The 26,279-nt window shown below is 67.8% G+C and carries 30 protein-coding genes and 1 tRNA gene; 19 read left to right on the forward strand and 12 right to left on the reverse strand.

Features of this window, described 5'->3' with window-relative positions:
* A partial coding sequence (locus ABD260_RS20715) for an NAD(P)-binding domain-containing protein (RefSeq protein WP_344235282.1) occupies window positions 1-320 on the reverse strand: 320 nt, incomplete at its 3' end.
* Window positions 321-455: 135 nt separating this feature from the next.
* Between ABD260_RS20715 and ABD260_RS20720 the strand changes: the two genes are divergently transcribed.
* On the forward strand, window positions 456-932 hold the full coding sequence (locus ABD260_RS20720) for a hypothetical protein (protein WP_344235284.1): 477 nt from the start codon (window positions 456-458) through the stop codon (window positions 930-932).
* A 51-nt stretch (window positions 933-983) separates the two neighbouring features.
* Here the strand turns inward: ABD260_RS20720 and ABD260_RS20725 are convergent, their stop codons facing one another.
* Together ABD260_RS20725 and glmU are read right to left on the reverse strand one after the other, a co-directional pair.
* Window positions 984-1,964 carry a ribose-phosphate diphosphokinase gene (locus tag ABD260_RS20725; RefSeq protein ID WP_344235286.1) on the reverse strand — a complete coding sequence of 327 codons (981 nt, stop codon included), beginning with the start codon at window positions 1,962-1,964 and terminating at the stop codon, window positions 984-986.
* A gap of 43 nt (window positions 1,965-2,007) precedes the next feature.
* Window positions 2,008-3,540, reverse strand: a complete 1,533-nt coding sequence (glmU, locus tag ABD260_RS20730) for a bifunctional UDP-N-acetylglucosamine diphosphorylase/glucosamine-1-phosphate N-acetyltransferase GlmU (RefSeq protein WP_344235288.1) — start codon at window positions 3,538-3,540, stop codon at window positions 2,008-2,010.
* Window positions 3,541-3,831: 291 nt separating this feature from the next.
* Between glmU and ABD260_RS20735 the strand changes: the two genes are divergently transcribed.
* A complete protein-coding gene (locus ABD260_RS20735) occupies window positions 3,832-4,173 on the forward strand; it encodes a VOC family protein (protein WP_344235290.1) in 342 nt (113 codons plus the stop codon).
* On the opposite strand, the gene ABD260_RS20740 is transcribed toward ABD260_RS20735, so the two are convergent.
* Window positions 4,151-5,086 carry a phosphotransferase family protein gene (locus tag ABD260_RS20740; RefSeq protein ID WP_344235292.1) on the reverse strand — a complete coding sequence of 312 codons (936 nt, stop codon included), beginning with the start codon at window positions 5,084-5,086 and terminating at the stop codon, window positions 4,151-4,153. The genes ABD260_RS20735 and ABD260_RS20740 overlap by 23 nt on opposite strands.
* 100 nt (window positions 5,087-5,186) lie before the next feature.
* On the opposite strand from ABD260_RS20740, the gene ABD260_RS20745 reads away from it, so the two are divergent.
* From ABD260_RS20745 to ABD260_RS20755, 3 genes are all read left to right on the forward strand, one after another.
* Window positions 5,187-6,008, forward strand: coding sequence for an alpha/beta fold hydrolase (locus tag ABD260_RS20745; protein ID WP_344235294.1), 822 nt, complete (start codon window positions 5,187-5,189; stop codon window positions 6,006-6,008).
* Window positions 6,009-6,080: 72 nt separating this feature from the next.
* A complete protein-coding gene (locus ABD260_RS20750) occupies window positions 6,081-6,563 on the forward strand; it encodes an NUDIX hydrolase (RefSeq protein ID WP_344235296.1) in 483 nt (160 codons plus the stop codon).
* 10 nt (window positions 6,564-6,573) lie between these two features.
* Window positions 6,574-7,686 (forward strand): threonine ammonia-lyase, encoded by a 1,113-nt coding sequence (locus tag ABD260_RS20755; protein WP_344235298.1) that lies wholly within the window; start codon window positions 6,574-6,576, stop codon window positions 7,684-7,686.
* Here the strand turns inward: ABD260_RS20755 and ABD260_RS20760 are convergent.
* Window positions 7,677-8,165: a hypothetical protein gene (locus ABD260_RS20760; RefSeq protein WP_344235300.1), complete on the reverse strand. Its 489-nt coding sequence runs from the start codon at window positions 8,163-8,165 to the stop codon at window positions 7,677-7,679. The two genes, ABD260_RS20755 and ABD260_RS20760, sit on opposite strands and share 10 nt — an antisense overlap.
* A gap of 120 nt (window positions 8,166-8,285) precedes the next feature.
* Window positions 8,286-8,705, reverse strand: a complete 420-nt coding sequence (locus ABD260_RS20765) for a hypothetical protein (RefSeq protein WP_344235302.1) — start codon at window positions 8,703-8,705, stop codon at window positions 8,286-8,288.
* Window positions 8,706-8,746: 41 nt separating this feature from the next.
* On the opposite strand from ABD260_RS20765, the gene ABD260_RS20770 reads away from it, so the two are divergent.
* The 3 genes from ABD260_RS20770 (at window position 8,747) to ABD260_RS20780 (ending at window position 10,034) form a co-directional block, all read left to right on the forward strand.
* Window positions 8,747-9,061, forward strand: coding sequence for a hypothetical protein (locus tag ABD260_RS20770; protein WP_344235304.1), 315 nt, complete (start codon window positions 8,747-8,749; stop codon window positions 9,059-9,061).
* 109 nt (window positions 9,062-9,170) lie between these two features.
* Complete coding sequence (locus tag ABD260_RS20775) at window positions 9,171-9,572, forward strand: hypothetical protein (protein WP_344235306.1); 402 nt, start codon at window positions 9,171-9,173, stop codon at window positions 9,570-9,572.
* Between the two features lie 87 nt (window positions 9,573-9,659).
* Window positions 9,660-10,034 carry a hypothetical protein gene (locus ABD260_RS20780; RefSeq protein ID WP_344235308.1) on the forward strand — a complete coding sequence of 125 codons (375 nt, stop codon included), beginning with the start codon at window positions 9,660-9,662 and terminating at the stop codon, window positions 10,032-10,034.
* Between the two features lie 24 nt (window positions 10,035-10,058).
* Here ABD260_RS20780 and ABD260_RS20785 read toward each other — a convergent pair whose 3' ends face one another.
* The gene (locus ABD260_RS20785; protein ID WP_344235310.1) at window positions 10,059-10,571 is read right to left on the reverse strand and encodes a hypothetical protein; all 513 of its coding nucleotides are present in this window, start codon (window positions 10,569-10,571) and stop codon (window positions 10,059-10,061) included.
* A gap of 93 nt (window positions 10,572-10,664) precedes the next feature.
* Here ABD260_RS20785 and ABD260_RS20790 point away from each other — a divergent pair, with 93 nt between their 5' ends.
* The 3 genes from ABD260_RS20790 (at window position 10,665) to ABD260_RS20800 (ending at window position 11,896) form a co-directional block, all read left to right on the forward strand.
* Window positions 10,665-11,027, forward strand: a complete 363-nt coding sequence (locus ABD260_RS20790) for a ribonuclease E inhibitor RraB (RefSeq protein ID WP_344235312.1) — start codon at window positions 10,665-10,667, stop codon at window positions 11,025-11,027.
* Window positions 11,028-11,119: 92 nt separating this feature from the next.
* On the forward strand, window positions 11,120-11,542 hold the full coding sequence (locus ABD260_RS20795) for an HIT family protein (RefSeq protein WP_344235314.1): 423 nt from the start codon (window positions 11,120-11,122) through the stop codon (window positions 11,540-11,542).
* A gap of 33 nt (window positions 11,543-11,575) precedes the next feature.
* Entirely contained in the window at window positions 11,576-11,896 is a 321-nt protein-coding gene (locus ABD260_RS20800) for a hypothetical protein (RefSeq protein WP_344235316.1), read from the forward strand.
* A gap of 262 nt (window positions 11,897-12,158) precedes the next feature.
* Here the strand turns inward: ABD260_RS20800 and ABD260_RS20805 are convergent.
* Window positions 12,159-12,230, reverse strand: a tRNA-Gln gene (locus ABD260_RS20805).
* A gap of 122 nt (window positions 12,231-12,352) precedes the next feature.
* Between ABD260_RS20805 and ABD260_RS20810 the strand changes: the two genes are divergently transcribed.
* The 6 genes from ABD260_RS20810 to ABD260_RS20835 all read left to right on the forward strand — a co-directional run bounded on the left by ABD260_RS20810 (window position 12,353) and on the right by ABD260_RS20835 (window position 19,476).
* Entirely contained in the window at window positions 12,353-13,345 is a 993-nt protein-coding gene (locus ABD260_RS20810) for an acyl-CoA desaturase (protein WP_344235318.1), read from the forward strand.
* A 59-nt stretch (window positions 13,346-13,404) separates the two neighbouring features.
* Window positions 13,405-14,046, forward strand: a complete 642-nt coding sequence (locus ABD260_RS20815) for a TetR/AcrR family transcriptional regulator (protein WP_344235320.1) — start codon at window positions 13,405-13,407, stop codon at window positions 14,044-14,046.
* Window positions 14,047-14,219: 173 nt separating this feature from the next.
* Complete coding sequence (locus tag ABD260_RS20820; RefSeq protein WP_344235322.1) at window positions 14,220-15,401, forward strand: sensor histidine kinase; 1,182 nt, start codon at window positions 14,220-14,222, stop codon at window positions 15,399-15,401.
* On the forward strand, window positions 15,402-16,091 hold the full coding sequence (locus tag ABD260_RS20825; protein ID WP_344235324.1) for a response regulator transcription factor: 690 nt from the start codon (window positions 15,402-15,404) through the stop codon (window positions 16,089-16,091).
* Window positions 16,092-16,235: 144 nt separating this feature from the next.
* Window positions 16,236-17,015 (forward strand): ABC transporter ATP-binding protein, encoded by a 780-nt coding sequence (locus ABD260_RS20830; RefSeq protein ID WP_344235326.1) that lies wholly within the window; start codon window positions 16,236-16,238, stop codon window positions 17,013-17,015.
* A 1-nt stretch (window position 17,016) separates the two neighbouring features.
* Window positions 17,017-19,476 (forward strand): ABC transporter permease, encoded by a 2,460-nt coding sequence (locus ABD260_RS20835; RefSeq protein WP_344235328.1) that lies wholly within the window; start codon window positions 17,017-17,019, stop codon window positions 19,474-19,476.
* 42 nt (window positions 19,477-19,518) lie between these two features.
* Here ABD260_RS20835 and ABD260_RS20840 read toward each other — a convergent pair whose 3' ends face one another.
* Together ABD260_RS20840 and ABD260_RS20845 are read right to left on the reverse strand one after the other, a co-directional pair.
* Complete coding sequence (locus ABD260_RS20840) at window positions 19,519-19,866, reverse strand: VOC family protein (protein WP_344235330.1); 348 nt, start codon at window positions 19,864-19,866, stop codon at window positions 19,519-19,521.
* Window positions 19,867-19,868: 2 nt separating this feature from the next.
* Window positions 19,869-20,651, reverse strand: a complete 783-nt coding sequence (locus ABD260_RS20845; RefSeq protein WP_344235332.1) for a methyltransferase domain-containing protein — start codon at window positions 20,649-20,651, stop codon at window positions 19,869-19,871.
* A gap of 100 nt (window positions 20,652-20,751) precedes the next feature.
* Between ABD260_RS20845 and ABD260_RS20850 the strand changes: the two genes are divergently transcribed.
* Window positions 20,752-21,249, forward strand: coding sequence for a MarR family winged helix-turn-helix transcriptional regulator (locus ABD260_RS20850; RefSeq protein WP_344235334.1), 498 nt, complete (start codon window positions 20,752-20,754; stop codon window positions 21,247-21,249).
* 402 nt (window positions 21,250-21,651) lie between these two features.
* Here the strand turns inward: ABD260_RS20850 and ABD260_RS20855 are convergent, their stop codons facing one another.
* Entirely contained in the window at window positions 21,652-23,469 is a 1,818-nt protein-coding gene (locus ABD260_RS20855) for an ABC-F family ATP-binding cassette domain-containing protein (RefSeq protein ID WP_344235336.1), read from the reverse strand.
* Between the two features lie 60 nt (window positions 23,470-23,529).
* Between ABD260_RS20855 and ABD260_RS20860 the strand changes: the two genes are divergently transcribed.
* The gene (locus tag ABD260_RS20860; RefSeq protein ID WP_344235338.1) at window positions 23,530-24,378 is read left to right on the forward strand and encodes a fructosamine kinase family protein; all 849 of its coding nucleotides are present in this window, start codon (window positions 23,530-23,532) and stop codon (window positions 24,376-24,378) included.
* On the opposite strand, the gene ABD260_RS20865 is transcribed toward ABD260_RS20860, so the two are convergent.
* Window positions 24,363-26,261, reverse strand: a complete 1,899-nt coding sequence (locus ABD260_RS20865) for a GTP-binding protein (RefSeq protein WP_344235340.1) — start codon at window positions 26,259-26,261, stop codon at window positions 24,363-24,365. The two genes, ABD260_RS20860 and ABD260_RS20865, sit on opposite strands and share 16 nt — an antisense overlap.
* Window positions 26,262-26,279: the final 18 nt, after the last annotated feature.

The raw sequence follows: 26,279 nt of genomic DNA on the forward strand, positions 1-26,279 counted from the left end.
ATCAGCCCCGCTTCATCAGCCCGCGTCACGCTGGCTTCACTACGGCCGTCCGGTACCCAGTACACGTCATGCCCGGCACCGACCAACTCCCCCGCCAGCTTCGAACCCACCGCCCCTTGCGGAGCACACGAACAGAGCACCACGTCGGCCCGGGCGATCGCGTCCGCGAACGAGGTCCCGATCAGCCCCGCTTCATCAGCCCGCGTCACGCTGGCTTCACTACGGCCGTCCGGTATCCAGTACACGTCATGCCCGGCACCGACCAACTCCCCCGCCAGCTTCGAACCCATCGCCCCCGGGTGCAACAGCACGATCCGCATGCGAACCAACATAGGTGATTCGTACGCGGCGGAACCGTTGGACTACCGCGCGAGGTGGTGGTGAGCGAGCCGTTGCCAGGGCACCGGAGGCGGGTGCAGCGTGGAGGGAACAGCGGCTCTCAGGGGGAGGGTTTCATGCGCGAGAACGCGATCGGGCGCCGCCAGGCGCTGAGGGGTGCGGGGATCGCCGCGGGCGGTGTCGCGGTGGCCGGGCTGGCGGCTACGCCGGCGATGGCTGATGACGGGAACGGGTTGCAGGGCAGTTGGATGTGCCTGCGGCAGGACACCGGTACGACGGCGAAGATCCGGCTGGTGGTGAGTTTTTGCGGCGGTGGGGTGTTCATCTCGCACGACATCAGCCCTGCGGGGCCGCCGTTCACGGGGACCTGGTCGTCGCATGGTGAGTGGTTCGAGGCGACGTTCTGGACCGGATCGTCCGGTGCGCAGGGGCCGAACTCGGTGGGGCCGGCGATTCGCGTACAGCTGCGGGGGTCGGTGTCGCGCGGGAAGCTGTCGGGTACGTACCGGGTGACCGTGTACGCGCCGGGAAGCATCACCCAGGTGATCGCCTCGAACACCGGAACAGTCACCGGACGCCGGATCGCCGCCTGAAACAACCGGGTGTCCGCGGCGCCGCCCGGAGTCGGGCGGCGCCGGGGTGGGTCAGGCGCGGCCTTCGAAGAGGCTGGTTACCGAGCCGTCTTCGAAGACTTCGCGGATGGCTCGGCTGATCAGAGGGGCGATCGACAGCTCGGTCAGCTTGTCGAAGCGGCGTTCCTCGGCGATCGGCAGCGTGTTGGTGACGATCACCTCGCTGGCCTGGCAGTTCTTCAGCCGGTCCACCGCGGGGCCGGACAGGATCGCGTGCGTGGCCGCGATCACCACCCCCGCGGCACCCTCGGCGTACAGGGCGTCCGCCGCCTTGGTGATCGTGCCGGCCGTGTCGATCATGTCGTCGACCAGGATGCAGACCCGGCCCTTGACCTCACCGACGACCCGGTTCGCGACCGTCTCGTTCGGCCGGTCGATGTCGCGGGTCTTGTGGATGAACGCCAGCGGCGCACCACCCAGCCGGGCGGACCATTGCTCGGCGACCTTGATCCGGCCGGCGTCCGGGGAGACCACCGCGAGCTGCTGGTCGCCGTACTTCTCGGCGACGTACGAGCTCAGGATCGGCAGGGCCATCAGATGGTCCACCGGCCCGTCGAAGAACCCCTGGATCTGGGAGGTGTGCAGGTCTACGCAGATCAGCCGGTTCGCGCCCGCGGTCTTGAACAGATCCGCCATCAGCCGGGCCGAGATCGGTTCCCGGCCGCGGTGCTTCTTGTCCTGGCGCGCATACCCGTAGAACGGCAGCACCACGGTGATCCGCTTGGCCGACGCCCGCTTCAGCGCGTCGACCATGATCAGCTGCTCCATGATCCACTCGTTGATCGGCGACGTGTGACTCTGGATCACGAACGCGTCGCTGCCCCGGACCGACTCCTCGAACCGGACGTAGATCTCGCCGTTGGCGAAGTCGTACGCCTGGGTCGGCACCAGGCCGGAGCCGAGCTCCTCGGCGACCTCCGCGGCCAGACCGGGATGGGCCCGGCCGGAGAAGACCATCAGGTTCTTCTCGGTGGTTCGTTTCATCCCGCTCATCCGCCCGCGCCTCCCGTTGATCTCGCTGACCCGCAAAGTCCCGCTACTCGCCGCGCTCGCCCTGCACCGGCTGCCCGGCTCGCACCTGCTGCTCGGCGGCTTGCTCGGTCGCCGGCTCGCCCGGCACCTGCTGGCCGGCGGCCTGCTGCTCGGCGAGGGCGGCTTCGGCGGCGGCGGCGGTCTTGGTGCCGGCGCGCTTGCGCTCGACCCAGCCCTTGATGTTGCGCTGCCGGCCGCGGGCGACCGCGATCTCGCCCGGCCCGACGTCCTCGGTCAGCGCGGTCCCGGCGGCCAGGTACGCCCCGTCGGCGATCGTCCGCGGCGCGACCAGCACCGAGTTGCTGCCGATGAACGAGTGCTTCCCGACGTGCGTCGGATGTTTCGCCACCCCGTCGTAGTTCGCGAAGATCGTGCCCGCCCCGATGTTGGCGCCCTCGCCGATGGTGGCATCCCCGGCGTACGTCAGATGCGGCACCTTCGCACCGTCGCCGATGGTCGAGTTCTTGGTCTCGACGAAGGTCCCGATCTTGCCCTTCACACCGAGCTTGGTGCCGGGGCGCAGGTACGCGAACGGTCCGACCGAAGCACCATCACCGATCACAGCGAGTGACCCGTGGGTCCGGATGATCGTCGCGTTTTCGCCGATCTCCAGGTCGGTCAGCGTCGTGTCGGGGCCGATCGTGGTGCCGGTGCCGACGGTGGTGGCGCCGTGCAGCTGGGTGTTCGGCAGCACCGTGACGTCGCGGGCGAGGTCGACCGTGCTGTCGATCCAGGTGGTGTTCGGGTCGACGATCGTGACGCCTTCGCGCATGTGCCGCAGCAGGGTCCGGCGGTTCAGCTCGGCACGGAGCGTAGCGAGCTGGACCCGGTCATTGACGCCCTCGGTCTGCATCGCGTCGCCGGTGACATGCGATCCGACCCGCTTGCCGTCGGTGCGGGCGATGCCCAGCACGTCGGTCAGGTACAGCTCGCCCTGAGCGTTGTCGGTGGTCAGCCGGCTCAGACCGTCACGCAGGGTAGCCGCATCGAACACGTAGATCCCGGCGTTGATCTCGTCGATCGCGCGCTGCTCGGCGGTCGCGTCCTTGTGCTCGACGATCGCCGCGACGGTACCGTCCACGGCTTGCACGATCCGCCCGTACCCGGTCGGATCCGGCACCCGCGCGGTCAGCACGGTGACCGCGTTGCCGTCCTTGTCGTGCGCCGCGACGAGGTCGTGCAGCGTCTCCGCCTCGAGCAGCGGTACGTCACCCGATGTGACGATCACCGAGCCGTCGAAGTCGCCCGGTACGGCGGTCAGCCCGGCGCGGACAGCGTCACCCGTACCGAGTTGCTGCTCCTGAACGGCGGTCCGGACATCCGGGTCGACGGCCTTCAGGTGCTCCTCGACCAGCTCACGGCCGTTGCCGACCACGACCACCAGGTGCTCCGGGCTGAGCGCCCGGGCAGTCACCACGGCGTGCCCGACGAGGCTGCGCCCGCCGATCTCGTGCAGCACCTTCGGGGTCGCGGATTTCATCCGGGTTCCGAGACCGGCGGCCATGATCACGACCGCCGCGGGGCGATGGGAAGTCACGCGGTCTTCTCCTCGAGTTCCCTGCGAGTTCTTTCGACAAGTATCAGCATGGGCACCCGATGCAGTGCCCGCGCAAGCCTACTTGCTCCCGAACCATGCCCTCACCCGGGTGCGACGAGACCGATTTCACGCTCCGCCCGCCCGATTCCACATCGATCCGGGTACCGAAGGACAGGTAGTGCACCGCCGAGACACCGTACGCGCGGCGCCGCTCACGCTCAGGTGCACTAGGCGACCGAGCACCACTACCTGTCCTTACGCACCCTGCCCGCCCTCTGCGACGCTGGACGTATGGCTCTGACTCTCGGCGCGATCATCCTCAACGTCCCGAAAACCGGCCCGGCCGCGGAGTTCTGGGCGCAGGCCCTCGACTTCACCCCGGCGGGCAACCCCGATTTCCTCGTCCCACCACCGACCGCGCGCCCCACTCGCCTGCACCTGGACGAAGGCGACCGCACCCACCTCGACCTCTGGGTCGACCCGAACTCGACCCTGCAAGCCGAGGTCGATCGCCTGATCGCCCTCGGCGCGACCCGGGTCGAGGACTGGACCTACCCGCCCGACGCCGACTTCGTCGTCCTTCAGTCCCCCGACGGCACGGTCTTCTGCATCATCGACTCAGCAACGCACTGACTTCCGGGCTGTTAAACAGCCGCGCGGTCAGGGGCACCCCGCTGTTCCGGCCGTACGGGTCCTCGTCGTGCGCGTTGGCGATGATGAGCATGTGGATGCAGCGATAGAGCAGTAGTTGCTCCGCGTCGTACCCGAGCTCTTGAATACACGCCGCGTCGAACGCCGCCTCGACCTCCCGAACCCGCGGTGACCACAACTCGACCAGACTCCCCGCGGCCGCCGCATCGAAGACCGGATCGCCCGGCATCGTCAGGAGACCGAAGTCGAGTACGGACACCGGGCGGAGGTTCTCGTCGACCAGGATGTTCCCTGCGGTGACGTCCCCGTGTACAAGGTGCGGGTCGGGTGCTTTCAGGTCGGCCAAGAGGGCGACCATCTGTTCGACCTTGGCATCGAAATCGTCGATAACTGTGCGCAGTTGGGCTCCGAAACGGTGCAGTCGGCGCTGGACCAGCGCTGTCAGCGCATCGGTCCAGGTCTCACCTTGGGGCCGAAACGGGGTTCGCTCGTCCAGCACGGTCAGCTGGTGCAGTACGTGTGGCGGCTCGACGTTCGCCAGCTCGGCAAGGACCTCCACGACAGCGTCGCGCGTACGCTCCCAACCGGGCTCGCCGAAAGCCGGTGCGGCCGCGTGCAGCGGGGTTCCGGGGAGTTCGCGCTCGACGGTCAGCCAGTACGGGCCGGGGCGGTACAGTTCCAGGAATCGTGGGGTGTGAAAGGGCAGCCGGCCGTCGAGCGCGGCGTACACCTCGCCCAGCCGGCGCAACTCGTCCTCGCCGGCATGGAACCAGATCTTCGCGACCTTCTCACCACCGAGCCGAAACACCGCGCCTTGCATCCCGATCGCGAGCTGTTCGGCCGCCGGGTACCCGATCGCGTGAAGCTGCTCGCTGAGGAACCCGTCCGACAACACCACCGGCGACCTCTCGCTCGCTAAATTTTAGCGACCCTAACCGCTACCCGTGGATCTCCGCACTGCAAAAACTGTCGGCGGCCTTTGACATCCTCGGCAGATGAAGGAATCACTGGTGGATGTCGGGGACGTGACGCTGTTCGTCCGGGAGCTCGGGCAGCGCGGCGATCGCCCTTCTCTCGTGGTGATTCACGGCGGTCCCGACGTCGGTCACGCCTATCTGCTTCCCGGTTTCGAACCGTTGGCGCGTGATCATCACGTTGTCCTGTTCGACTTCCGCGGCTGCGGCCGGAGTACGCGCGGTCTGCCCGACGACCAGTTGCAGCCGGAGCTCGTCGTACGCGACACCCACCGCTTGATCGAACGACTCGACCTTGGCCAGGTGGATCTCCTTGGCTTCTCCACCGGCGGGCGCGCGGCAATTCAATTCGTCGACAAACACCCTGAGCAGGTGCGCCGCTTGGTGCTCGCCTCCACCTCGGCGTACACAGCGGCGGACAACGAGCCGTACCTGGCCGACTGGCCCGAGTACCACCGCCGCCAAAAACTCGAGGACAAGGCGAACGGTGCCCTCCGCAACTCAACCATCTTCGTCTGGAACCTCGACCGCGCCCCCGACTACCTGGAACTTCTCGAGTCCCTGGGCCCCGACCAAGGCGACTGGTCTTTGGAACGCGCGCGCCAAGGCCTTATGCATCCTTGGTTCACCCGCGACCCCGAACAAACCCTCCGCGACTTCGCCAAACCCACCCTCATCCTGCACGGCGAAAAAGACATGGGCTTCCCCGTCCAACTAGCCCACCGCCTCCACGCCGCCGTCCCCACCACCCACCTGACAGTCATCCCCAACACCGCCCACATGACCCACTTCGAACAACCCACAGTTTGGTCCAACCACCTCCGCACTTTCCTCGCCGATTGAACCCCGATGCCTCCCCAACCGCGGACTGCCCGCACGCCGCAGTCCCCCGACTCGTCCACCGTCCGGCGAACGGTGAAGCTCTTACTGATCGACCCAAGCGATCGCCTGCTGCTCATCCACGCCAAGGACCCGCAGACGAACGCCGAGTGCTGGTACCCGGTCGGCGGCGGCATCGAACCCGGCGAAACCATCCACTCCGCCGCCACACGCGAGGCGTACGAGGAGACCGGGCTGACCGCGCTTCCGCCAGGGACTGTGGTTTGGCGGCGCGATCATGTGTACGAGTACGCCGGCCGTCGCGTCGACGTACATGAGGAATGGTTGCTGCACCGCGTCGACCACTTCACCCCGCGCCCGACCGCACTGACCGCCCACGAATCCCGCACCATCCTCGGCTTCAACTGGTGGACCGCGCCCGCCCTCACCCGAACCACCTCCACCGTCTTTCCACCCAGCATCGGTCCCCTACTGACCACCCTCCTCACCAACGGCACCCCCACCATCCCGATCGACATCACTGACACATCCGCGACTCGCGCGTACGCCCCCGGATAGGCTGCTGTTCGTGGTGGAGACTCGGCTTGATCTTGAGCGGATTCGGGCGGCTCGGCGAGTGATCGATCCGGTGTTTCTGGACAGTCCGCTGTACCGCTGCGAGGCCCTCGATCCAGTGCTCGGCTGCGCCCTCACCATCAAACTCGAGACCGCCAACCCGGTACGCAGCTTCAAAGGCCGCGGCACCGAAGTCGTAGCCGATCAACTCGCGCGTACCAACTCCCCCGCTGTCGTCTGCGCAAGCGCCGGAAACCTCGGCCAAGCCATGGCGTGGTCCGCCCGCACCCGCGGCATCGACGTCACCGTCGTCGCCTCCCGCTTCGCGACCCCCACCAAACTCGACCGCATCCGCGCCCTCGGCGCCAACCTCGAACTCGTCGACGGCGACCACGAACTGGCCCGCGACCGAGCCGCCGAAATCGCCCAGTACGAAGGCATCCGCCTCCTCGAAGACAGCCTCGACCTGGAAACCTGCGAAGGCGCCGCCACCATCGGCCTGGAACTGGCCGAAGCCTTCGCACCCACCCCGCTCCGAGCCAACCCACCGCACGCAACCGCTCCCCACAACACCCCGCCGCCCGCGCCCGGCAATAGGCCGGAGCAACGATCCGCGTGGCGCGAAGGACCCGCCGTACTGATCGCCCTGGGCGGCGGCGCGATGGCAACCGGCATCGGGTACGTACTGAAAACCCTCGTCCCAGAAGTGGAAATCATCTGCGTCCAACCCCACGGCGCACCCGCGATGACCCGCTCCTGGCACGAACGCCGCGTAGTCACCACCGACTCCATCAACACCATCGCTGACGGAGTAGCCGGCCGCCGCCCCATCCCCGAAGTCCTCACCGACCTCCTCGCCGTCGCCGACGACGCCGTACTGGTCGAAGAATCCTCCATCATCCAAGCCATCCGCCTACTCCACGACCACGCCGGCCTGATCACCGAACCCTCAGCCGCCCTAGGCGTCGCCGCAAAACCCCACCCGCTTCACCCACCGCCCCACAACCACCATCATCTGCGGCAGCAACACCAACCCCACCACGTACACCACCTGGCTCACCACCCACTCCTGACCAGCAACTCAGCCGCCGCCCCGCGATCACCTTTCGCTGGTGGTCAGGCCTGATCGAGTTGCCCGGCCTCATCACGTTGACCTGTTTGGTCGAGGCAGGCGTTGTGGACGGTTTGGGCGAGCTCGGTTTCGGTGGGACTCCATGGTTCGCCGGGCTGGTCGTTGATCGTGTACAGGCGACCGAGCGGCTGGTCGAGTACGTCGTGCGATTCGCGGGCGAGCTGGTCGACCTGATCGACGACCCAGGACCACCGGGCGCGGCCGGTCAGGTGAAGCTGTGCGATGTCGTCGAGCGTCACCTTGACGGCGGCGTACGTCGCCGTGAGCGGAGGAACTCCGGCCTCTGCCAGCGCATCCGGCAGGAGATCACGGACTTCGCGGGGATCACGCGCGCTCAGTCCGGCGAGCTCGGCCAGCGCGGGCCCGTCGTACCCCTGAACGAGCCAGCCGGCCGCCCACATCGGGACCGATTCCACGTGCAACTGATCCAGCGTCAGCCACGCGGCCACCAACTCCGGGAGTCGGCAGCGCATCGCCCGGTCTCAGCCCCATGACCCCATTCTGCGGCCGCGTACGCCGACGGGACGAACTTGCTTGGGGCTGGTGAAGGGACCTGGACTGCCGGCCGTACGTTACGCGCCCCGCGCTTGGCGTCAGATCATCACGAGCGCGACGGTGGCGCAGATGGCCACGATCAGTACGAATTGGCTGATCGTCGAGCGGCGGCGGTCCGCGGTTGGTACTTCGCCGTCGGCGTCCTCGAACAGATCCGAGAAGATCAGTAAGGGCCGGCCGAGCGTTGCGACGATGCACAGCGCGTACAGCCCAGCCATGGTCCACAGCAGGCCCGCGGCCGCTCCGAGCCCGCCGAAGAGCAGCCCCAACAGGGGAAGCGCCGCCATCGACCCCCAGCCAGCAAGCGCAATCCCAAGCGGCACCGTACGCGCCCGAATGATCGGATCCCGCCAGGTCAGCAAGCACGTCACCGCCAGCAACCCGACCATCACGCCCACCGCGATCCCCGGGTGCCGCAAGAACCAAACCACCGGAAACCCCCACAACTCCCCAACCATCCCCGCAGAATACGGCCGAACCCATCCCGCAGAATGCTGGTGTGCGTACTGTTCCGTTCGTACTCGGCTTGTTGGTTGCGCTGGTGATCAGCGCCCAGATCTTGATGCTGATGCAGCGCCGCCGCCCAGCCGCCAAGCGCCTCCGTGATCTCGGCACCGGCGGCGACGCGTACGCCCTGCTGTTCGCCGGCATGCTCACGGCAACCGCGACCGGAGCAGTAGCCGGCAGCCTCCTCGACGCCCCTGGATCCGGCGCCGCAGCAGGCCTCGTACTCGCCGTCCTGACGTGGACCGCCGCAGTCCTCTGGACCCACCGCCGCCCATCAACGCGAAGGCATCAGCCGCCCAAGCGCTGACGTCCACCGACGCGCATCCGACTCACCGTCCCTCACCTGGGCGTCACGATTGGATGCCGACAAGTCGAGTACGCACACGGAGCCCGGCGTACGCGGTTGTAATGGCACTGTGAGTTTCCCGGCACCCGAGGATCCCCGGATCTTCCATGGATACTCCGACGCGCCCAAGCACACCGAGCTCATCATGTGCGGAGCATGGGTAGCAGGACTGTGTGGATTGCTGGGCTTCCTCGCAATCGCGACGCTGGGAGCCCCGTCCGACCCCTGCCCACCGGATACCACCGGCTGCGGACCCGAGCCGCTCACCATCGCGAAGGTCGGCGTCGGCCTACTACTGGTAGCCGCGCTCGCAGCAGCCTGGACCTTCGCCTGGCACCTCCGCGCCACCCGCTACCGCTTCAACCCACCACCCAACTGGCCCCCACCCGCCCCCACCTGGCAACCACCCCGAGGCTGGACCCCACCCCCCACCCTCCCAAAGGCCCCCACCGGCTGGCACTTCTGGCACTAGCCCGGGCACTAGTCAGTCGGCGGCCGCGTACGAGGATGTCCTGCCCACGGAGCCACACGTGGCACTCACGAATGCCAGACTCACCCCATGTCCGATCGCGAGCCGACAGCAACCGAACGGACCTTCTTCGACGAACTATCGGCACTCGTCCCCGGCCTTCACGATTGGTACCACGCCGACCCCGACGGCACCCCATGGATGCTCGTATCCCACGATTTCGTGGCGGGCGGAGGCATCGTGCGTACGCTCCGAGCCGACTACGACGGCAACGCCCTACGCGGCGGATGGAGCCCCGCAAACCTCAACTGGGACGGCGGCATACGCGCCCACGACGCGCACATCGACACCAACCCACCGGCTGGCCTCTGTCACGACAATGTGGAACCCAACCAGGCAGCCACAATCACCGCACAGTGGTTCGCCACCCACATCGCCAAGTGGAACCTGCGCACCGACAGCTGATGAGCACCGCGACTGATCTCCGGGTCAGCGGACGATGGGCTTGCCGTCTACGAACACGCGATCGGCGATGGCAGCGATGAAACCGCCGCCCCACGTACCGATGACGGGGAGATCGCGTGCCTCGTCGGCGGTGGCGAGGCGGAGCATGCGTCCGGCGCGATAAAGGCCGACCGTTCCGCCCATACGGTGGGAGACAGCCAACAGTGCGCCCTCTCGATCATGCACCGGGGAGCGCCTGCCGAGGATCGATCCTCCGTTCGCGCCGATCAGCTTGATGTGCCCGTAGCCCCAATTCAGGAGCGGACTCTCGTCGACCGCCGCCGGCGTCGGCGGCTCGTCGCCAACCCAGTCCAACAGGCCGGCGACGAACGTCCGGCTGTTGATCGCTCCGTGCGGCGCTTCCTCAGCGGTAGGCACCGCAACAACCACACCACAGGCCGAACGTCCGTCCCGCAACGGAATCCCCCAGATGTGCCCCGGCAAGAGGTAGGCGTTGGACCTAGGCACGAACGGATACGCAGCAGGAGGCGAGACCATGCCCCCGATTATGAGCCCGCGACACGCTGCGGATGAGGGCGCTGAGCAGCGGTTGGGCGGGTAGCGGGTCGGTCAGGTCGTAGGGTCGCTCGTGTGACGGTTGAGGATGTGGTGGCTGCTCAGTTGGAGATGACGGATGGGACTTGGGGGGCGTTGCGGGGTGAAGGGGTTGTGGAGGGGAGCTTGTTGAGGCTTGACTTCACGTTTTTAGGTGGGGAGGAGGGGGCGGCGGAGGAGCTCAAGAGAGCGCTTTCGGGGGAGGTCGCGGTGGTTCAGGTGTCGGCGCATCAGACCGGGGTCTTCAGGAAGCGGCGGGTCTGGCTGGTGACGGGGACGACTGAACCTCGCCCGGTGTCGCTGCCCGCTCTTCGTGAGTGGGTGGAGCGGCTGGTCCGGCTTGGCGATCAGTATGGGATGGAGTTCGACGGGTGGGGCGCCGAGGTCCCGAGCACCTAGACGAAGGTCACTGGAGGCGGTCAATGTTCAACCACGAGCCGGTGGGGTACGACTGTCCATTCTGCAGGGTGCTTGGCGGTGGTGAAGACGGTGTGACCAGCCAGCAGGACATTGTGTTGCGGACCGCGGGGGCGATGGCGTTCGTGGCTTCGCGATGGTGGCCGAACAACCGGGGTCATGTTCTGGTCGTGCCGGACGAGCATCATGAGAACCTGTACGACCTGCCGCCTCGGTACGGTCATGCGGTTCACGATGCGGTCCGTGCGATCGCGATTGCCATCCGGCATACGTATGGCTGCGACGGGGTCTCGACCCGGCAACACAACGAGCCGGCCGGCTACCAGGATGCGTGGCACTATCACGTGCACGTCTTTCCGCGGTACAAGGACGACAATCTCTACAACACCCGGCACCTCGCCCGCCCCGCCACCCGCGACGAACGCGAGCCCTACGCCCGCAGACTGCGCGCCTACTTCACTCAGTACGGCGACCTGGACGACCGCACCTCCTGTTAGCAATACACGTGGTCACCCATGGGAGGGGCTGGGATGGACTTCGAACTGCTGTTGCTGATCGTGATCGCAGTCGGCCTGGTCTTGCGGGCGCTGTGGGCATCTGCTGTCTTGCATCGTCACGTGGGATGGCTCATCGCGGCGGCGTGGATCGGTGGCCTGGTCGGCGGGCTCATTCTCGGGTACGAGTGGCTGGCGATTGCTTGTGTACTGCTCTTCGGGGTCGCCGAGTTCGTGTACCAGACCGGTGGCGACGGATCGAAGGCACCACCAGCACGGTGGTTGAGTCCGTTGCTGCGCCGATTGTCAGTCGCGCCGCCTGGCCGCCATGGCCGAAAGCCGCACGACGAGGTCTGAGGACAGGGTTCTCCATCCGTCTGGTGGGTTCTCCACTTGTATACCGGTGGAGAACCCACCACTCGGGTGGAGAACCACTCGTGTGGGTGACGGCGGGTCAGGCAGGGACCAGGTCGCGGGGTGCCGGCGCCAGCCGGAGGGTGGGTGGGAGCTGCTGGAGCGGGCGCGTACGAGGAGCGCAGCGACGAGGTGCGACCGCGCAAGCAGCGCGGAGTCGTACTACACGAGGTGCGACCGCGCGGATCGCGCGACAAAGTGCTAGCTCCCCCGCCAGGTTTCGATCCTGGTCTTCGAGATTCAAAGTCTCGCGGGCTGCCGATTACCCCACGGGGGATCGTGGTTGCCGGGACAGTTTGCCATGAATGGGGTCGGCGACACGCGAGGGGTTCCTAACCTACGGGTCCGTAGGTTACGGTGGCGTAGGTAAGGAACCCCTGACCCGAGGGAAGAACAGCCATGACTCCACCCGTTGCCACGCCGGACGCGCCCACCCGTACCGCGCCGGTCGAGGACGTGCACACCGGGACGCTCGGTGGTGAGCAGAAGAAGGCCTGGGAGCAGGTCGCGCTGGCGTTGTTCATCGGCATCCCGTTCCTGGCGGTGCTGGCGGCGGTGCCGATCGCGTGGGGCGGGTTCCTCGGCTGGCGGGATGTCGTACTGGCCGTGGTGTTCTACACGGTCGCCGGGCACGGGATCTCGATCGGGTTCCACCGGCTGTTCACGCACAAGTCGTTCAAGCCGAACCGGCCGCTGAAGTACGCGCTGGCGATCGCGGGTTCGCTGGCGATCGAGGGGCCGGTGATCCGCTGGGTGGCGGACCACCGCAAGCACCACAAGTTCTCCGACCGGGACGGCGATCCGCACAGCCCGTGGAAGTACGGTCACACGATGGGTGCGCTGACCAAGGGGTTCTACCACGCGCACGTCGGCTGGCTGTTCGACACCGAGCAGACGCCGCAGCGGCAGTACGCGCCGGATCTGCTGAAGGACAAGGACATCGTCAAGGTGTCCCGGATGTTCCCGATGCTGGTCGCCGTCAGCCTGCTCGCGCCGGCCGTCATCGGCGGTCTGTGGTCCTGGTCGATCCAGGGCGCGCTGACCGCGTTCTTCTGGGCCAGCCTGGTCCGGATCGCGCTGCTGCACCACGTCACCTGGTCGATCAACTCGATCTGCCACACCATCGGCGACCGGCCGTTCAAGAGCCGGGACAAGTCCGGCAACGTGTGGTGGCTGGCGATCCTGAGCCAGGGCGAGTCGTGGCACAACCTGCACCACTCCGACCCGACCTGCGCCCGGCACGGTGTACTGAAGGGCCAGCTCGACACGTCGGCGCGCTCCATCTGGTTCTTCGAGCGGATGGGCTGGGTGAGTGACGTCCGCTGGCCGGTCAAGGAGCGGCTGGAGGCACGCCGGGTGGACGCCTCGACGCGTACGCTGAAAGCTGCCTGAGAGCGAAATCCACCACCGGCAAGACCGGAAGTACGGCATGATGCTGACGTGATCACGACGTGACGGAACCAAAACCGCGGCGATCCGGCCGGATCCGGATGACCAGTGCCGAGCGTCGCGAACAACTCATCACGATCGCCCGCGGCCTGTTCGCCCAGAAGGGGTACGAGGCCACTTCGGTCGAAGAGATCGCGCATCGCGCGGAGGTCTCCAAGCCGGTCGTGTACGAACACTTCGGCGGCAAGGAAGGTTTGTACGCGGTCGTCGTGGACCGTGAGGTCCGCGCCCTGCTCGACGGTGTCACCGGTGCACTGACGGCCGGTCGCGCGCATGAACTGGTCGAGCAGGCGGCGCTGGCGCTGCTGGACTACATTGAGAACAACGCGGACGGTTTCCGGATTCTGGTCCGGGACTCGCCGGTCGGGTCGTCGACCGGGTCGTTCATCTCGATCCTGAGCGATGTCGCGACCCGGGTCGAGCACATCCTGGCCGAGGAGTTCAAGCGCCGCGGCCTGGACCCGAAGAACGCCCCGATGTACGCGCAGATGCTGGTCGGCATGGTCGCGCTGACCGGTCAGTGGTGGCTGGACGCCCGCAAACCGAAGAAGCCGGACGTCGCCGCGCACCTGGTCAACCTGGCCTGGAACGGTCTCTCCGGCCTCGAAGCCAAGCCCACCCTCTCCACCCGCCCCCACAAGTAGGCCCTAAGGACAGGAGGTAGTCCCGTCCCAGGGCCTGGATACCGGCGTGTCGCGCCGTCGAAAGCGCCGGGCGGTGACCACCTCCTGTCGTTCGGTACCCCACCACCAGTCGTACACCCGAATCCGCCCAGGGCATGACCTCCGCAAGCGCGCTGCCCCGTACGCTGGCTCGCATGACGGGGATGCTGACCGCGCGGCCGGTGCCTGCCCGGAGCAGGGCGTTCGACCTGTTCCTGGCCGGCGGCTTGTGCGTGACTTTCGGGTTCCTGTCGCTCGCGCAGGCGCACTTGGAGGGGTTCCTCGCGTTCGGCATGCTCGCGCCGCTGGTCTGGCGGCGTACGCATCCCGAACTGGTCTTCTACGGGGTCTGTTCGGTCGCGCTGCTGCAGTGGCTGGCCCATGTCCAGCTGATGCCCGGCAACGTCGGCCTGATGGTCGCGCTGTACGCGATCACCGTGTACGGCGATGTCCAGCAAAGCCGGGTCGCCCTCGGCATCGGCGGCCTGGGCGTACTGATGGCGACCTCGCGCTACTGGTCCAACTCGGACTGGAAGCAGCAGATCACGATGATGGTCGCGCTCGGCGCACTCGTCTTCGGGGTGTGGGCGCTCGGCGAACGCCGCCGGACCCGCGGTCTGTACGTGGCGCAGCTGGAGGAACGCGCCGCCCAGCTGGAACGCGACCGGGACCGCGAGTCCAAACTGGCGGTCAGCAACGAGCGGACCCGGATTGCCCGCGAGATCCACGACGTGGTCGCGCACGGCCTGTCGATCATGATCGTCCAGGCCGACGGCGGTCTGTACGCGGCCGACCAGTCCCCCGAGGCGGCGAAGAAGGCGCTGGCGACGATCGGTGACACCGGCCGGGCCAGCCTGACCGAGATGCGGAAGATGCTCGGCCTGCTCAAACAGGACGAGCAGCGCGAGCTCGATCCGAACCAGCCGCGCCCGCAGCCGGGGGTTTCCAGCCTGCCGGAGCTGATCGAGAACGTCCGGGCGGCCGGCCTCAGCGTCGAGTACGAGGTGACCGGCCGCCCGCGCGACCTGCCCGCGCTACTCGGCCTGACCGCGTACCGGATCGTGCAGGAAGGCCTGACGAACACGCTGAAACACGCCGGGCCGGGAGCGCGTACCTCCGTCACCCTGGACTTCGGGCGCGAGATGCTGACCGTGGTGGTCACCGACGACGGCCGCGGGGCCGGCGTCGCGCCGAGCAGCGATCCGGGTCACGGTCTGGTCGGGATGCGGCAGCGCGCCTCGGTCTCGGGCGGTACGGTGAGCGCCGGACCGAAGGCGGGCGGCGGTTACGAGGTGATCGCCAGACTGCCGTACAACCTGCCAGGCGGAGGACAGTAAGTGAGCGACGACGACGTGATCCGGGTGTTCCTGGTCGACGACCAGGAGCTGGTCCGGGCCGGGTTCACGATGCTGGTGGACTCGCAGCCCGACATGCGCGTGGTCGGGCAGGCCGGGGACGGCGGCGAGGCGGTCGAGAAGATCCAGGTGACCGCGTGCGACGTCGTCCTGATGGACGTCCGGATGCCGCGGCTGGACGGCGTCCAGGCCACCCAGCGGCTGCAGTCGTTGCCGCAAGCATCGACTGACGCGCAGCCGCCGAAGGTGATCGTGCTGACCACCTTCGACCTGGACGAGTACGCGTTCGCCGCGATCAAGGCCGGCGCGGCCGGGTTCCTGCTGAAGAACACCCCGCCGGCCGATCTACTGAACGCGATCCGCCAGGTGTACTCCGGTGACGCGGTGGTCTCCCCGAGTACGACCAAGCGTCTGCTCGAGCACTTCGCCGGCGCACTGCCCGACGCCGGCACCGAGCGGCCGGACCTGGCCGAGCTGACCGCCCGCGAGCGCGAGGTGCTGATCGAGGTCGCCCGCGGCCTGTCGAACACCGAGATCGCCAAGCTGTTCACGTTGTCCGAGGCAACGGTGAAGACGCACATCGGCCGGATCCTGGCCAAGACCGGCCTCCGGGACCGGGTCGCGCTGGTGGTCCTCGGGTACGAGACCGGCCTGGTCCGCCCGACCAAGTAACAGACCAAGTAACAGACCAAGTAGCACCCCAGGTAGACCACGTAATACCCAGGTAGTACGTGGACTCCAGTCTCCGGTCCGACGAGATCGGGTCGCGTACTCACTAACTTCTTGACCAACGTTCAGTTTGAGTTGAGGAGTGACATGAGCTTGCAGACCGGGCAGGTTGCCGCCGGGCGGCTGCCGCAGGACGGGGAGCCGCGGACCGCGATCCGTGCGCACGAGCTGCGTAAGGTCTACGGACAGGGTGATACCGCGGTGGCCGCGCTCGACGGGGTCTCGGTCGACTTCGGGGTCGGCCGGTTCACCGCGATCATGGGCCCGTCCGGGTCCGGCAAGTCGACGCTGATGCACTGCCTGGCCGGGCTGGACAGCCCGACCGACGGCCAGGTGCTGCTCGGTGACACCGAGCTGACCCGGCTGCCGGACGCCGAGCTGACGAAGATCCGTCGGGACCGGATCGGCTTCGTGTTCCAGTCGTTCAACCTGCTGCCGATGCTGTCCGCGAAGGACAACATCCTGCTCCCGCTGGAGCTCGGCAGCCGCAAACCCGACCAGCAGTGGCTGGCCACGCTGATCGACGTACTCGGACTGCAGGACCGGCTCACGCACCGCCCGTCGGAGCTGTCCGGTGGCCAGCAACAGCGGGTTGCCGTCGCGCGCGCCCTGGTCGGCCGGCCGGAGGTCGTGTTCGCGGACGAGCCGACCGGCAATCTGGACTCGCGGTCGGGCGCCGAGGTACTCGGGTTCCTGCGCCGTTCGGTCCGTGAGTTCGGTCAGACCGTGGTGATGGTGACGCACGATCCGCTCGCCGCCTCGTACGCGGACCGGGTGGTGATGCTTGCCGACGGCAAGCTGGCCGGCGAGCTGCTCGAGCCGACCCCGGAGAGTGTCCTGAACGCGCTGCGGCAGCTGGGGGCCTGACGTGCGTCGTTCGCTGCTGTCCTCGCTGCGCGCCCACCTGGGCCGCCTGATCGCCGCCTGCCTGGCGATTGTTCTCGGCGTCGGCTTCGGCTCGCTCGCGATGATCGTGCATTCGTCCGCGTCGCACGGTGTCGACCAGACGATCGGCGCCCAGTACAAGGGCGTCGACGCGGCCGTGGTGCCGGACCAGTCGACGCTCTCGCCGGCCGACATCGCCGCCGCGAAGAACCTGCCGCAGGCCGCCTCGGTGGTCGCCTACACCACCGCGTACGTGCAGGCGGCCTTCCCGGGACTGGTCCGGCCGACCTCGCTTCCGGTCGAGTCGCTGCACGACACCTCCCGGATCGCCGGCCCCACGACGTCCTCGGGGAGGTTGCCGACCGCAACGACCGAGATCGCGCTGCCGGCCCGGCTGGCGGACAAGTACAAGGTGACTGTCGGCCAGACGCTGCGGCTGGACAACTACGAAGGCAAGGCCTGGACGGTCCGGATCGTCGGCCTGGTGGACGATACGAACTACGTCGGCAGCGCCCCGGCGGTGGCCACCGAAGCCGCGGTGCAGATCTTCAGCCCGGGCGCGTTCGTCAGCGGCGTCGGCCTCGCGGCCAAGCCCGGGGTCAGCCAGGAGCAGCTTGCCGAGGCCCTCCAGGCCAAGGTGAGTCCGGGGCTGCAGGTCCTCACCGGCACGGCGTTCATCCAGCACGAGGTGGAGAGTTTCACGCACGGGATCGATGTGCTCGGTGGCGTGTTCGGGATGTTCGCGGTGATCGCGCTGTTCGTCGCCTGTCTGGTGATCGGCAACACGTTCACGATCGTGATCGCCCAGCGCACCCGGGAGATGGCGCTGCTGCGCTGCGTCGGCGCGTCCCGGCGGCAGGTGTTCACCTCGGTACTGTCCGAGGCGACTGTGGTCGGCGCGGTCGCGTCCGCGATCGGGGTCATCTTCGGGGTGGCCCTGTCCGCACTCGCGCTGGCGATGTCCCGTGAGTTCAACTGGGGTATCCCGCCGGTCCCGCTGCACCTGGACCCGTCGTCGTTGCTGCTGCCGCTCGTGATCGGCACCGTCGCCACGCTGATTGCCGCTGTCGTACCGGCTCGCCGGGCCACGAAGGTGGCGCCGCTGGCCGCGCTGCGTCCGGAGGTGGCTCCGGCGGCCGCATCCCGGGCCGGCATCCTGCGGCTGATCCTGGGCTTCCTGCTGCTCGTCGGTGGCGGCCTGCTGCTCGCGGGCGGCGCGGCCGGGAGTCAGGTCCTGCTCGGTGTCGCCGGCGGCGCGTTGTCATTCCTCGGCGTACTGGCGGTCGGTTCGCTGCTTGTCCCGGCGCTGATCCGCGTGATCGGCGTACTCCCGGCCCGCACCGGCGTACCCGGCCGGATCGCCCTTGCGAACGCGGTCCGGAACCCGAAGCGTACGGCGGCGACCACGTCCGCGCTGCTGATCGGGGTCACGCTGATCAGCCTCACTTGTGTGGGCATCGCGTCAGTCCGGAAGACGTTCGACGTGTCGATGGACGGCCGGTACCCGGTTGATCTGGTGGTGACCACGTACAAGGAGAAGATGCCGTCCGGTGCCGCCGATCAGCTCCGCGCGATCAAGGGCATCACGCAGGTCGTACCGGTCAGCCAGGTGACGGTGAAGACCGCTGACAACGAGTACCAGGTCACCGGTGTCGATGCCGCCGCGGCCGGCTCGGTGATCCACAATCCGGAGCTGGCGAACGCGTTGAAGCCTGGTACGGCGCTGCTCGACCACGGGACGATGAGCATGCTGAAGGCCGAGGACGGTTCCCGCGTGACGATCGGGACCGGCAAGCACCAGCTGACCGTGACGGCGCGGCGCGCGGTCGGGCTGGACGGGGTCACGCTGACCTCGACCGACCTGGCGAAGCTGACACCGAACGCGGCCGTCACCGGGTACTGGCTGGCGTCGGACCCGAAGGCGAACGGTTCGCAGGTGATCGACGCCGTCGAGCAGTCGATCCCGACCGTGAAGGACCTGTCGGTCGGCGGCGGACTGGCCGAGCGGACCAGTTACACGAAGATCTTCGACGTGCTGCTGATCGTCGGAGTCGGCCTGCTCGGAGTCTCGGTACTGATCGCGCTGGTCGGCGTCGGCAACACGCTCAGCCTGTCCGTACTGGAGCGAACCCGGGAGAACGCGCTGCTCCGGGCGATGGGCCTGTCCCGCCGGCAGTTGCGATCGATGCTCGCGGTCGAATCGTTGCTGATGGCACTCGTCGCGGCCGGTCTCGGGATCGTCCTCGGCCTGATCTACGGCTGGACCGGGACGGCCGCGTTGATGGGCGGTCAGACCGCCAAGGGCGGCGTGCAGTACGCCGTCCCCGGCACGCTGCTGATCGCGATCGCCGCCATCGCCGCGGTCGCCGGTCTGCTCGCGTCGGTGCTGCCCGCCCGCCGCGCGGCCAAGGTCGCCCCGGCCGGCGCGCTGGCAACCGAATGAGCCGGCGGCTCGTCCGGCTTGAGGGGGCCGGACGAGCCGCTTTCAGACGATCTCGACCCGATTCCCGTGGCCGTCGGCGGTGTGGAACCGCCGGCGGCCCGGGATCGTTTCGTTGTCCCAGGTGACCGGAAAACCAAGGCCTTCGAGCTTCGCGGCCAGTGCGTCCAGATCGTCGACCGCGAGCGCCGGATGGGCCTTCTTCGCCGGTACGAACGCCTGCTCGACGCCGATGTGAATCTCGGCCGCACCGGCCTTGAACCAGCAGCCACCGCGCGGTTTCAGCAGCTCCGGCTTCTCCACCTCGGTCATCCCGAGCGCATCGCGGTAGAACGCCCGCGCCACATCTTCACCGCCGGGCGGGCAGGACACCTGTACATGGTCGAGTCGCATCGTCACGCCTTCCGTGCCACGGCGAAGATCCGGCGGAAGGGCAGCAGCGTCCCGTACGCCTTCTGTGGGTACGCCGCCGCCAGCCGCGCGCCGTATTCCGCCTCGAACCGCGGCCGTACGTGATCGGGCAGCGACTGCAGTACGGGACGCGCGCCGGTGCCCTTCACCCACTCCAGCACGGCGTTGTCGCCGGACAGCAAGTGGAAGTACGTCGTCTCCCATGCATCCACCACACAGCCCTCCGCACTGAGCACGTCGACGTACTCGGCCGGCCCAGGTACGTCCGGTCGCAGCGACGCATCCTTCGCGTACTGGGCGTACGGCTCCGTACCGGCCAGCTCGCGCAGAATCGCATGCGACGGCGCGTTGCCGTTCCCCGGGATCTGGATCGCCAGCCACCCGCCCGGCCGCAGCGCACGGACGAAGCCGGGCAGCAGGTCGAGCTGCTCGGGCACCCACTGCAGCGTCGCGTTCGTGACGATCACGTCCAGCGACTCCGGCTCGACCGCCCAGTTGCGAACGTCGCCGAGCTCGAAGGACAGCCGCTCGTCGGCGTACTGCCCGGCTGCTTCGAGCATCTGCGGCGAGCTGTCGATCCCCCGGATCACCGCGTCCGGCCAGACCTGGCGCAGCGTCGCGGTCAGCGCGCCCGGTCCGCAGCCGAGATCGACCACGGTGCGTACGTCGTCCGCACGCACTCGTTCGACCAGATCCCGGAACGGGCGGGCGCGCTCGTCGGCGTACGTGCCGTACTGCTCTGGACTCCACACCGGTGACGTACGCATCGGTTCTGCCCCTCTCGGCTGAAATTTTATCTTGACGTCGAGATACTTTAACCACGCGACTTGTCTTGATGTCAAGAGTCTTGATGGGTAGTCTCGACGTATGGAGGACGAGGTCGACCGGCTGATCGAGGCCTGGCGCCGGGAGCGGCCGGACCTCGACGTGGCACCGATGGAGGTGCTGTCCCGGGTCAGCCGCCTGGCCCGGCACCTGGACCGGGCCCGCAGCCAGGCGTTCGACACGCACGGGCTGGAGTCGTGGGAGTTCGACGTACTGGCGGCGCTCCGCCGGGCCGGCGCTCCGTACCAACTCTCCCCCGGCAAGCTGCTGAAGGAAACCCTGGTCACCTCCGGCACGATGACGAACCGGGTCGACCGGCTGACCGCGCGCGGCCTGGTCGAGCGACTGCCCGACCCGAGCGACCGGCGCGGCGTGCTGGTCCAGCTGACCCCGGCCGGCCGGGACGCGGTGGACGCGGCGATGGCTGACCTGCTCACCCATGAGCGGGCGCTGCTCGGGTCGCTGAGCGAGCGCGACCAGCTGCGCATCGCCCGGGTGCTGCGCGAACTCGTCCGGCCCTTCGACCAGGAAAAACACTGAGCCGCGAAAACACCCGGTTTCAACGCGTCGACAATGCCGATACCTGGTACTGACAAAGCGGGACGGAATTGTGCTGGAATTATCCGAAAAGACGACCCGTCACTTCGGCCCGGTTCCGATCGTTGCTAGTTGCAACGAGATCGTGAGACTGCTGTAGCCGACGACTATCGACACTGAGTGAGGACCCGGTCTAGGGTCATCACCGTCGGTGGCTAACCGACTACAAAATGTCAGAACGACGGTGACTTCGGCGGCAAGAGGTGGTCCGCCGAATGCGGTCGCGCGGTGTCCGGGGCTCGGGGCCCGAACAACGCCGACCGGCACGGGGCCCGCTCACCCACGAGCTCGGCGCCCCCTCCGAATCACAGGGGATCGGAGGGGCGCCGTGGCTCGAAAACCCTGCTATTCGGCGCGTTCCGCCGCTTCGAACCAGGCTGTTTCCAGTTCGCCGCGCTCATCCGCGAGCTTGCGCAACTCGGCGTCCAGCTCGGCCAGCCGGGCGTAGTCGCTCGCATTGACCGCGAGCTGGTCGTGCAGTTTCCGCTCGCTCTCGGTCAGCTTCGCGAGCTGCCGTTCGATCCGGTTCAGCTCCTTCTTCGCCGCCCGGGCCGCTGCCACGTCAACAACCGGCGCCGCACTTTCCGGATTGTCCGCGGCCGGCAAATCACTGGACATCGCGGGCGCCGGTGTCAACACATTCGACCGGGAGCGGCGCGGAATTCCGGCCTCGAGTTCGTCCAGATACTGCTCGACACCGCGCGGCAGATGCCGCACCCGGCCATCACCCATGATCGCGTAAACCAGGTCGCTGACCCGCTCCAGGAAGTACCGGTCGTGCGTCACCGTGACCACCACGCCGGGCCAGCCGTCGAGGAAATCCTCGAGCACGGTCAGCGTCTCGACGTCCAGGTCGTTGGTCGGCTCGTCCAGGATCAGTACGTTCGGCTCGTCCAGCAGGATGCGCAGCAACTGCAGCCGGCGCCGCTCGCCACCGGACAGGTCCGAGATCCGCGTCGTCAGCTTGTCACCGGTGAATCCGAACCGTTCGAGCAGTTGTGACGACGTCAGCTCGCCGCCCCGGCCCGCCAGCGCGGCCGTCCGCCGGATCGCGGTGATGTGGTCGAGCACGGTGACCGAGCCGTCGATCTCCTCGAGCGTCTGGGACAGGTTCGCGACGCGTACCGTCTTGCCCTGCTTGACCAGGCCCCGGTCCGGAGCGAGCTGCCCGGTCAGGACCTTGAGGAACGTGGTCTTGCCGGCTCCGTTCGGGCCGAGCAGACCGATCCGGTCGGCCGGGCCGAGCCGGAACGTGACGTGGTCCAGCATCGTCCGGTCACCGAAGCTCAAGCTGACGTCCTCGACGTCGAAGACGTCCTTGCCCAGCCGCGCGGTCGCGAGCTGCGACAGGGCCAGCTTGTCGCGCGGCGGCGGCTCGTTGGCGATCAGCGCGTTCGCGGCGTCGATCCGGAACTTCGGCTTGGACGTACGGGCCGGTGCACCGCGCCGCAACCAGGCGAGCTCCTTGTTCAGCAGGTTCTGCCGCTTGGCCTCGGTCACCTGTGCCGTGCGGGCGCGCTCGGCCTTCGCCAGCACATAGGCGGCGTACCCACCGTCGTACGAGGTGATGCGACCGCCCTGGACCTCCCAGGTGACCGTGCAGACGGCGTCCAGGAACCAGCGGTCGTGGGTGACCACGATCAGTGCGCCGGCGCGATCCGTGACGTGTCCGGCCAGCCAGCTGACCGCTTCGATGTCGAGGTGGTTGGTGGGCTCGTCGAGTACCAGCAGGTCGACGTCGGTCAGCAGCAGCCGGGCCAGCGACGCGCGCCGGCGCTCACCACCGCTCAAGCTGCCGACCAGTGCTTCGTGGTCGACCTCGCCGAGCAAGTGCTCCATCACCGAGCGTGCGCGCGGATCGGCTGCCCAGGTGTACGTCTCGACATCGCCGAGGACCGCGTGCAGCACGGTCTGCTCGGGGTCGAGATCGTCGCTCTGCCCGAGGTACCCGAGCCGCAGGTCCCGGTTCTGCGTGATCCGGCCGGCGTCGGGCTCCAACTGCCGGGCCAGGAGCTGCAGAAGCGTCGATTTGCCGTCGCCGTTCCGCCCGACCACGCCCACCCGCTCACCCCGGCCGACGCCGAGACTGACCGAGTCAAGCAGTGTTCGAGTCCCGAAGCCCTTGGAAACAGCTTCCAGATTGACCAAGTTAGGTGCCTGCATAACGCGCCCCAGGGTAGCCGACCGCCGCGGGCGTGCCGCCCTCGTGCCAGGATCATCCGGGTGCTGACTCCTGCCTGGCTCGACGGCCTCTGCCTGGGCGACCCGATTTCGGCCGATCCGCTGGAAGGCGGGTACGCCAGCAAGACGTACCGCGTACGCACCACGCTGGGGAAATCGGTGGTCGTGAAAACGCAGGACAACCTGCCGCCCGACCTGTACGCGCTGGAAGCGGACGGGCTGGACGCGCTGCGGATGCCGGGTGGGTTCGTCGTGCCGGAGGTGTTGCGGGTCACGCCCGGGTTCATCGTGCTGACGGACCTCGGGACGGCGGCGCCGACGGCTATGTACTGGGCGGATGCCGGGCGGGCGTTGGCGCTGCAGCACGAGCAGACGGCGGACAAGTTCGGGTACCACCAGGACAACTACCTGGGCACGTTGGCGCAGCGGAATCCGTGGATGACCGACGGTCACGCGTTCTTCGCCGAGCACCGGCTGCTGCGCTTCCTCGAAGACCCCAACTGCCATCATCAGGTCCCGCTCGAGGATCGGCGCCGGCTGGAACGCCTTGCCAACCGGCTCGCCGACCTGATTCCACCGCAGCCGCCGTCGCTCCTCCACGGCGACCTCTGGCACGCCAACATGCTGCCCGGGCCTGACGGCACGCCCGCGATCATCGATCCCGCCGTCCACTACGGCTGGCCCGAGTCCGATCTCGCCACGCTCCTCATCTACGGCAAGCTCTCAGACGACTTCTTCGCCGCCTACGAAGAGGTCCACCCGCTCGATCCCGGCTGGCGGTCCCGTACCCCGCTGCTCCACCTGCGCGAGTTGCTCAGTATCACCGCCAACTCGCCCGACCGCCCCGAGACGGTCGCCGAGATCCACGACATCCTTCAGCGGTTCGACTGATTCAGGTGGATGAGGTACTCCTTTTCGTTCAGCGGGTTTCCGTCGATTCGAGTGCGGGTCGCGGGCGGTCCGGTGACCGGAACGTACGCGTGGAAGGCGGTCGCGAGCATCCCCTCACCGTGGCTGAGCGTCGGTAGCGCCGACTCGAAGCCGTGCGTGGTCGCGGCTGGGATCGTGCCTTCCAGGTGCGCCTGGGTTTCGGTGAGGTTCGTCCGGGTGACCACGCCGCGATGTTCCGCGACATGCGCCAGTACGCGCGAGATCGTCTCCGCCGGTACGTCCAGCTCGAACTGATTCACCGGCTCCATCACCCGCGTACCCGCCTCCGCGATCGCCTGCATCAGCACCAGCGGGACCAGTCTGCGAAAGTCCGCGGCGACGGTCACCGGGCTGTAGTACGCGGTATGCGTCAGCGCCACGTGGATGTCCGGGATCTCCCACCCGAACAACCCCTGATGCAGCGTCTGCCGGACGGTTTCCTCGATCGCGTTGTGGAACGCCCGGGGCAGGCCGCCGAGCTCCACCTCCAGCTCGTACTCGATGCCCTCGGCAACCGGTGACACCCGGAAACCGACGCCGGCCGCCCACAGGTTCTGCGGCGCGGTGATCTCGCGCAGCGCGCTGCCCGTGCCGATCAGCTGCTCGACATGGATCGGTGTGGTCGCGCTGAACGTGACCTCGACGCCGTACTCGGTCGCGAGCAGCGACGCGATCACTTCCTTCTGTACTTCGCCGTACAGGCTGACGGTGATCTCATCGGCCTTGCGGACGCGGATCAACGGGTCCTGCTCGGCCAGCTGGGTCAGCGCCTGGAAGAGCCTGACCCGGTCACGCGCACTCACCACGGTTTCCAGCGTCGGCGGTGCGAACAACCGCGCGACCTGCCCGCCGCGTACGCCGAGCTGATCCCCGATCCGGATGCTCTTCAGTCCCCGCAATGCCACGATCTGGCCGGCCTCGGCACGATCGACCGGATGCCGGCCGCCCTGCTCGAACACCTCGATCCCGCTCGGACGAGTCTGGTACGCGGCCCCGTCGACCGGATGAACGTCCACCGGCGTACGCGCCGTCAATGCGCCGCCGATGATCCGTGCGGACGCGATCTTCTGCCCAGCCGCGCCACGCTCCACCTTGAACACCCTTGCCTGCAAAGGATCTTCCGGCGATGTGGTTGCTCGCGGCAACCAGGAACGGATGCCGTCGATCAGCTCGGGTACGCCGTCACCGGTCATCGCCGAGCCGAAATACACCGGATGCACCACGCCCCGCGCGACCTGCCGGCGCAGCTCGGTCGCGTAGTCGGGCTCGGCTTCTTCCAAGTACCGCTCCAGGAAGTCGTCGTCCCGCTCGGCAAGCACCTCGCCGAGCACGGGGTTCCGTACCGGCGCCGGCTTGAACCGGGCGGAACGCATCCCGAGGTCCGTGACAGTTCCCATCGGTACGGCGGCCGGCGTCAGCAGTCGCCGGATGTCGGCGAGCAGCTCGTCGTACCGGGCACCGACGCGGTCGATCTTGTTCACGAAGAGCAGGGTCGGGATGTGCAGCCGGTGCAGCGTACGCATCAGCAGCCGGGTCTGTGGCTGGACGCCTTCGACCGCGGAGATCACCAGCACCGCACCGTCCAGTACGGACAGCGCGCGCTCGACCTCGGCGATGAAGTCCGAGTGTCCGGGGGTGTCGATCAGGTTGACCGGAAGGTCGCCGAGCGCGAACGCCACCACCGCGGACCGGATCGTGATCCCGCGCTGCCGCTCGAGCTCCATCGAGTCGGTCTGGGTGTTCCCGTCGTCCACCCGCCCGACCCGGTCGATCACCCCGGCGGCATGCAAAAGCCGCTCGGTCAGGCTGGTCTTACCGGCGTCGACATGCGCCACAATACCCATCGTCAATGAGTTCAAGAG

Origin of the sequence: Kribbella hippodromi (assembly GCF_039531045.1) — a bacterium.
GTDB lineage: Bacteria > Actinomycetota > Actinomycetes > Propionibacteriales > Kribbellaceae > Kribbella > Kribbella hippodromi.

Bases quoted from the DNA above. Each gene is read 5' to 3' on its own strand.
- ABD260_RS20820 (WP_344235322.1), top strand. From the start codon at position 14,220: ATGACGGGGATGCTGACCGCGCGGCCGGTGCCTGCCCGGAGCAGGGCG.
- ABD260_RS20850 (WP_344235334.1), top strand. From the start codon at position 20,752: ATGGAGGACGAGGTCGACCGGCTGATCGAGGCCTGGCGCCGGGAGCGG.
- ABD260_RS20810 (WP_344235318.1), top strand. From the start codon at position 12,353: ATGACTCCACCCGTTGCCACGCCGGACGCGCCCACCCGTACCGCGCCG.
- ABD260_RS20855 (WP_344235336.1), bottom strand. From the start codon at position 23,469: ATGCAGGCACCTAACTTGGTCAATCTGGAAGCTGTTTCCAAGGGCTTC.
- ABD260_RS20765 (WP_344235302.1), bottom strand. From the start codon at position 8,705: ATGGTTGGGGAGTTGTGGGGGTTTCCGGTGGTTTGGTTCTTGCGGCAC.
- ABD260_RS20745 (WP_344235294.1), top strand. From the start codon at position 5,187: ATGAAGGAATCACTGGTGGATGTCGGGGACGTGACGCTGTTCGTCCGG.
- ABD260_RS20785 (WP_344235310.1), bottom strand. From the start codon at position 10,571: ATGGTCTCGCCTCCTGCTGCGTATCCGTTCGTGCCTAGGTCCAACGCC.
- ABD260_RS20800 (WP_344235316.1), top strand. From the start codon at position 11,576: ATGGACTTCGAACTGCTGTTGCTGATCGTGATCGCAGTCGGCCTGGTC.
- ABD260_RS20725 (WP_344235286.1), bottom strand. From the start codon at position 1,964: ATGAGCGGGATGAAACGAACCACCGAGAAGAACCTGATGGTCTTCTCC.
- ABD260_RS20760 (WP_344235300.1), bottom strand. From the start codon at position 8,165: ATGCGCTGCCGACTCCCGGAGTTGGTGGCCGCGTGGCTGACGCTGGAT.
- ABD260_RS20780 (WP_344235308.1), top strand. From the start codon at position 9,660: ATGTCCGATCGCGAGCCGACAGCAACCGAACGGACCTTCTTCGACGAA.
- ABD260_RS20845 (WP_344235332.1), bottom strand. From the start codon at position 20,651: ATGCGTACGTCACCGGTGTGGAGTCCAGAGCAGTACGGCACGTACGCC.
- ABD260_RS20830 (WP_344235326.1), top strand. From the start codon at position 16,236: ATGAGCTTGCAGACCGGGCAGGTTGCCGCCGGGCGGCTGCCGCAGGAC.
- ABD260_RS20840 (WP_344235330.1), bottom strand. From the start codon at position 19,866: ATGCGACTCGACCATGTACAGGTGTCCTGCCCGCCCGGCGGTGAAGAT.
- ABD260_RS20865 (WP_344235340.1), bottom strand. From the start codon at position 26,261: ATGGGTATTGTGGCGCATGTCGACGCCGGTAAGACCAGCCTGACCGAG.
- ABD260_RS20735 (WP_344235290.1), top strand. From the start codon at position 3,832: ATGGCTCTGACTCTCGGCGCGATCATCCTCAACGTCCCGAAAACCGGC.
- ABD260_RS20720 (WP_344235284.1), top strand. From the start codon at position 456: ATGCGCGAGAACGCGATCGGGCGCCGCCAGGCGCTGAGGGGTGCGGGG.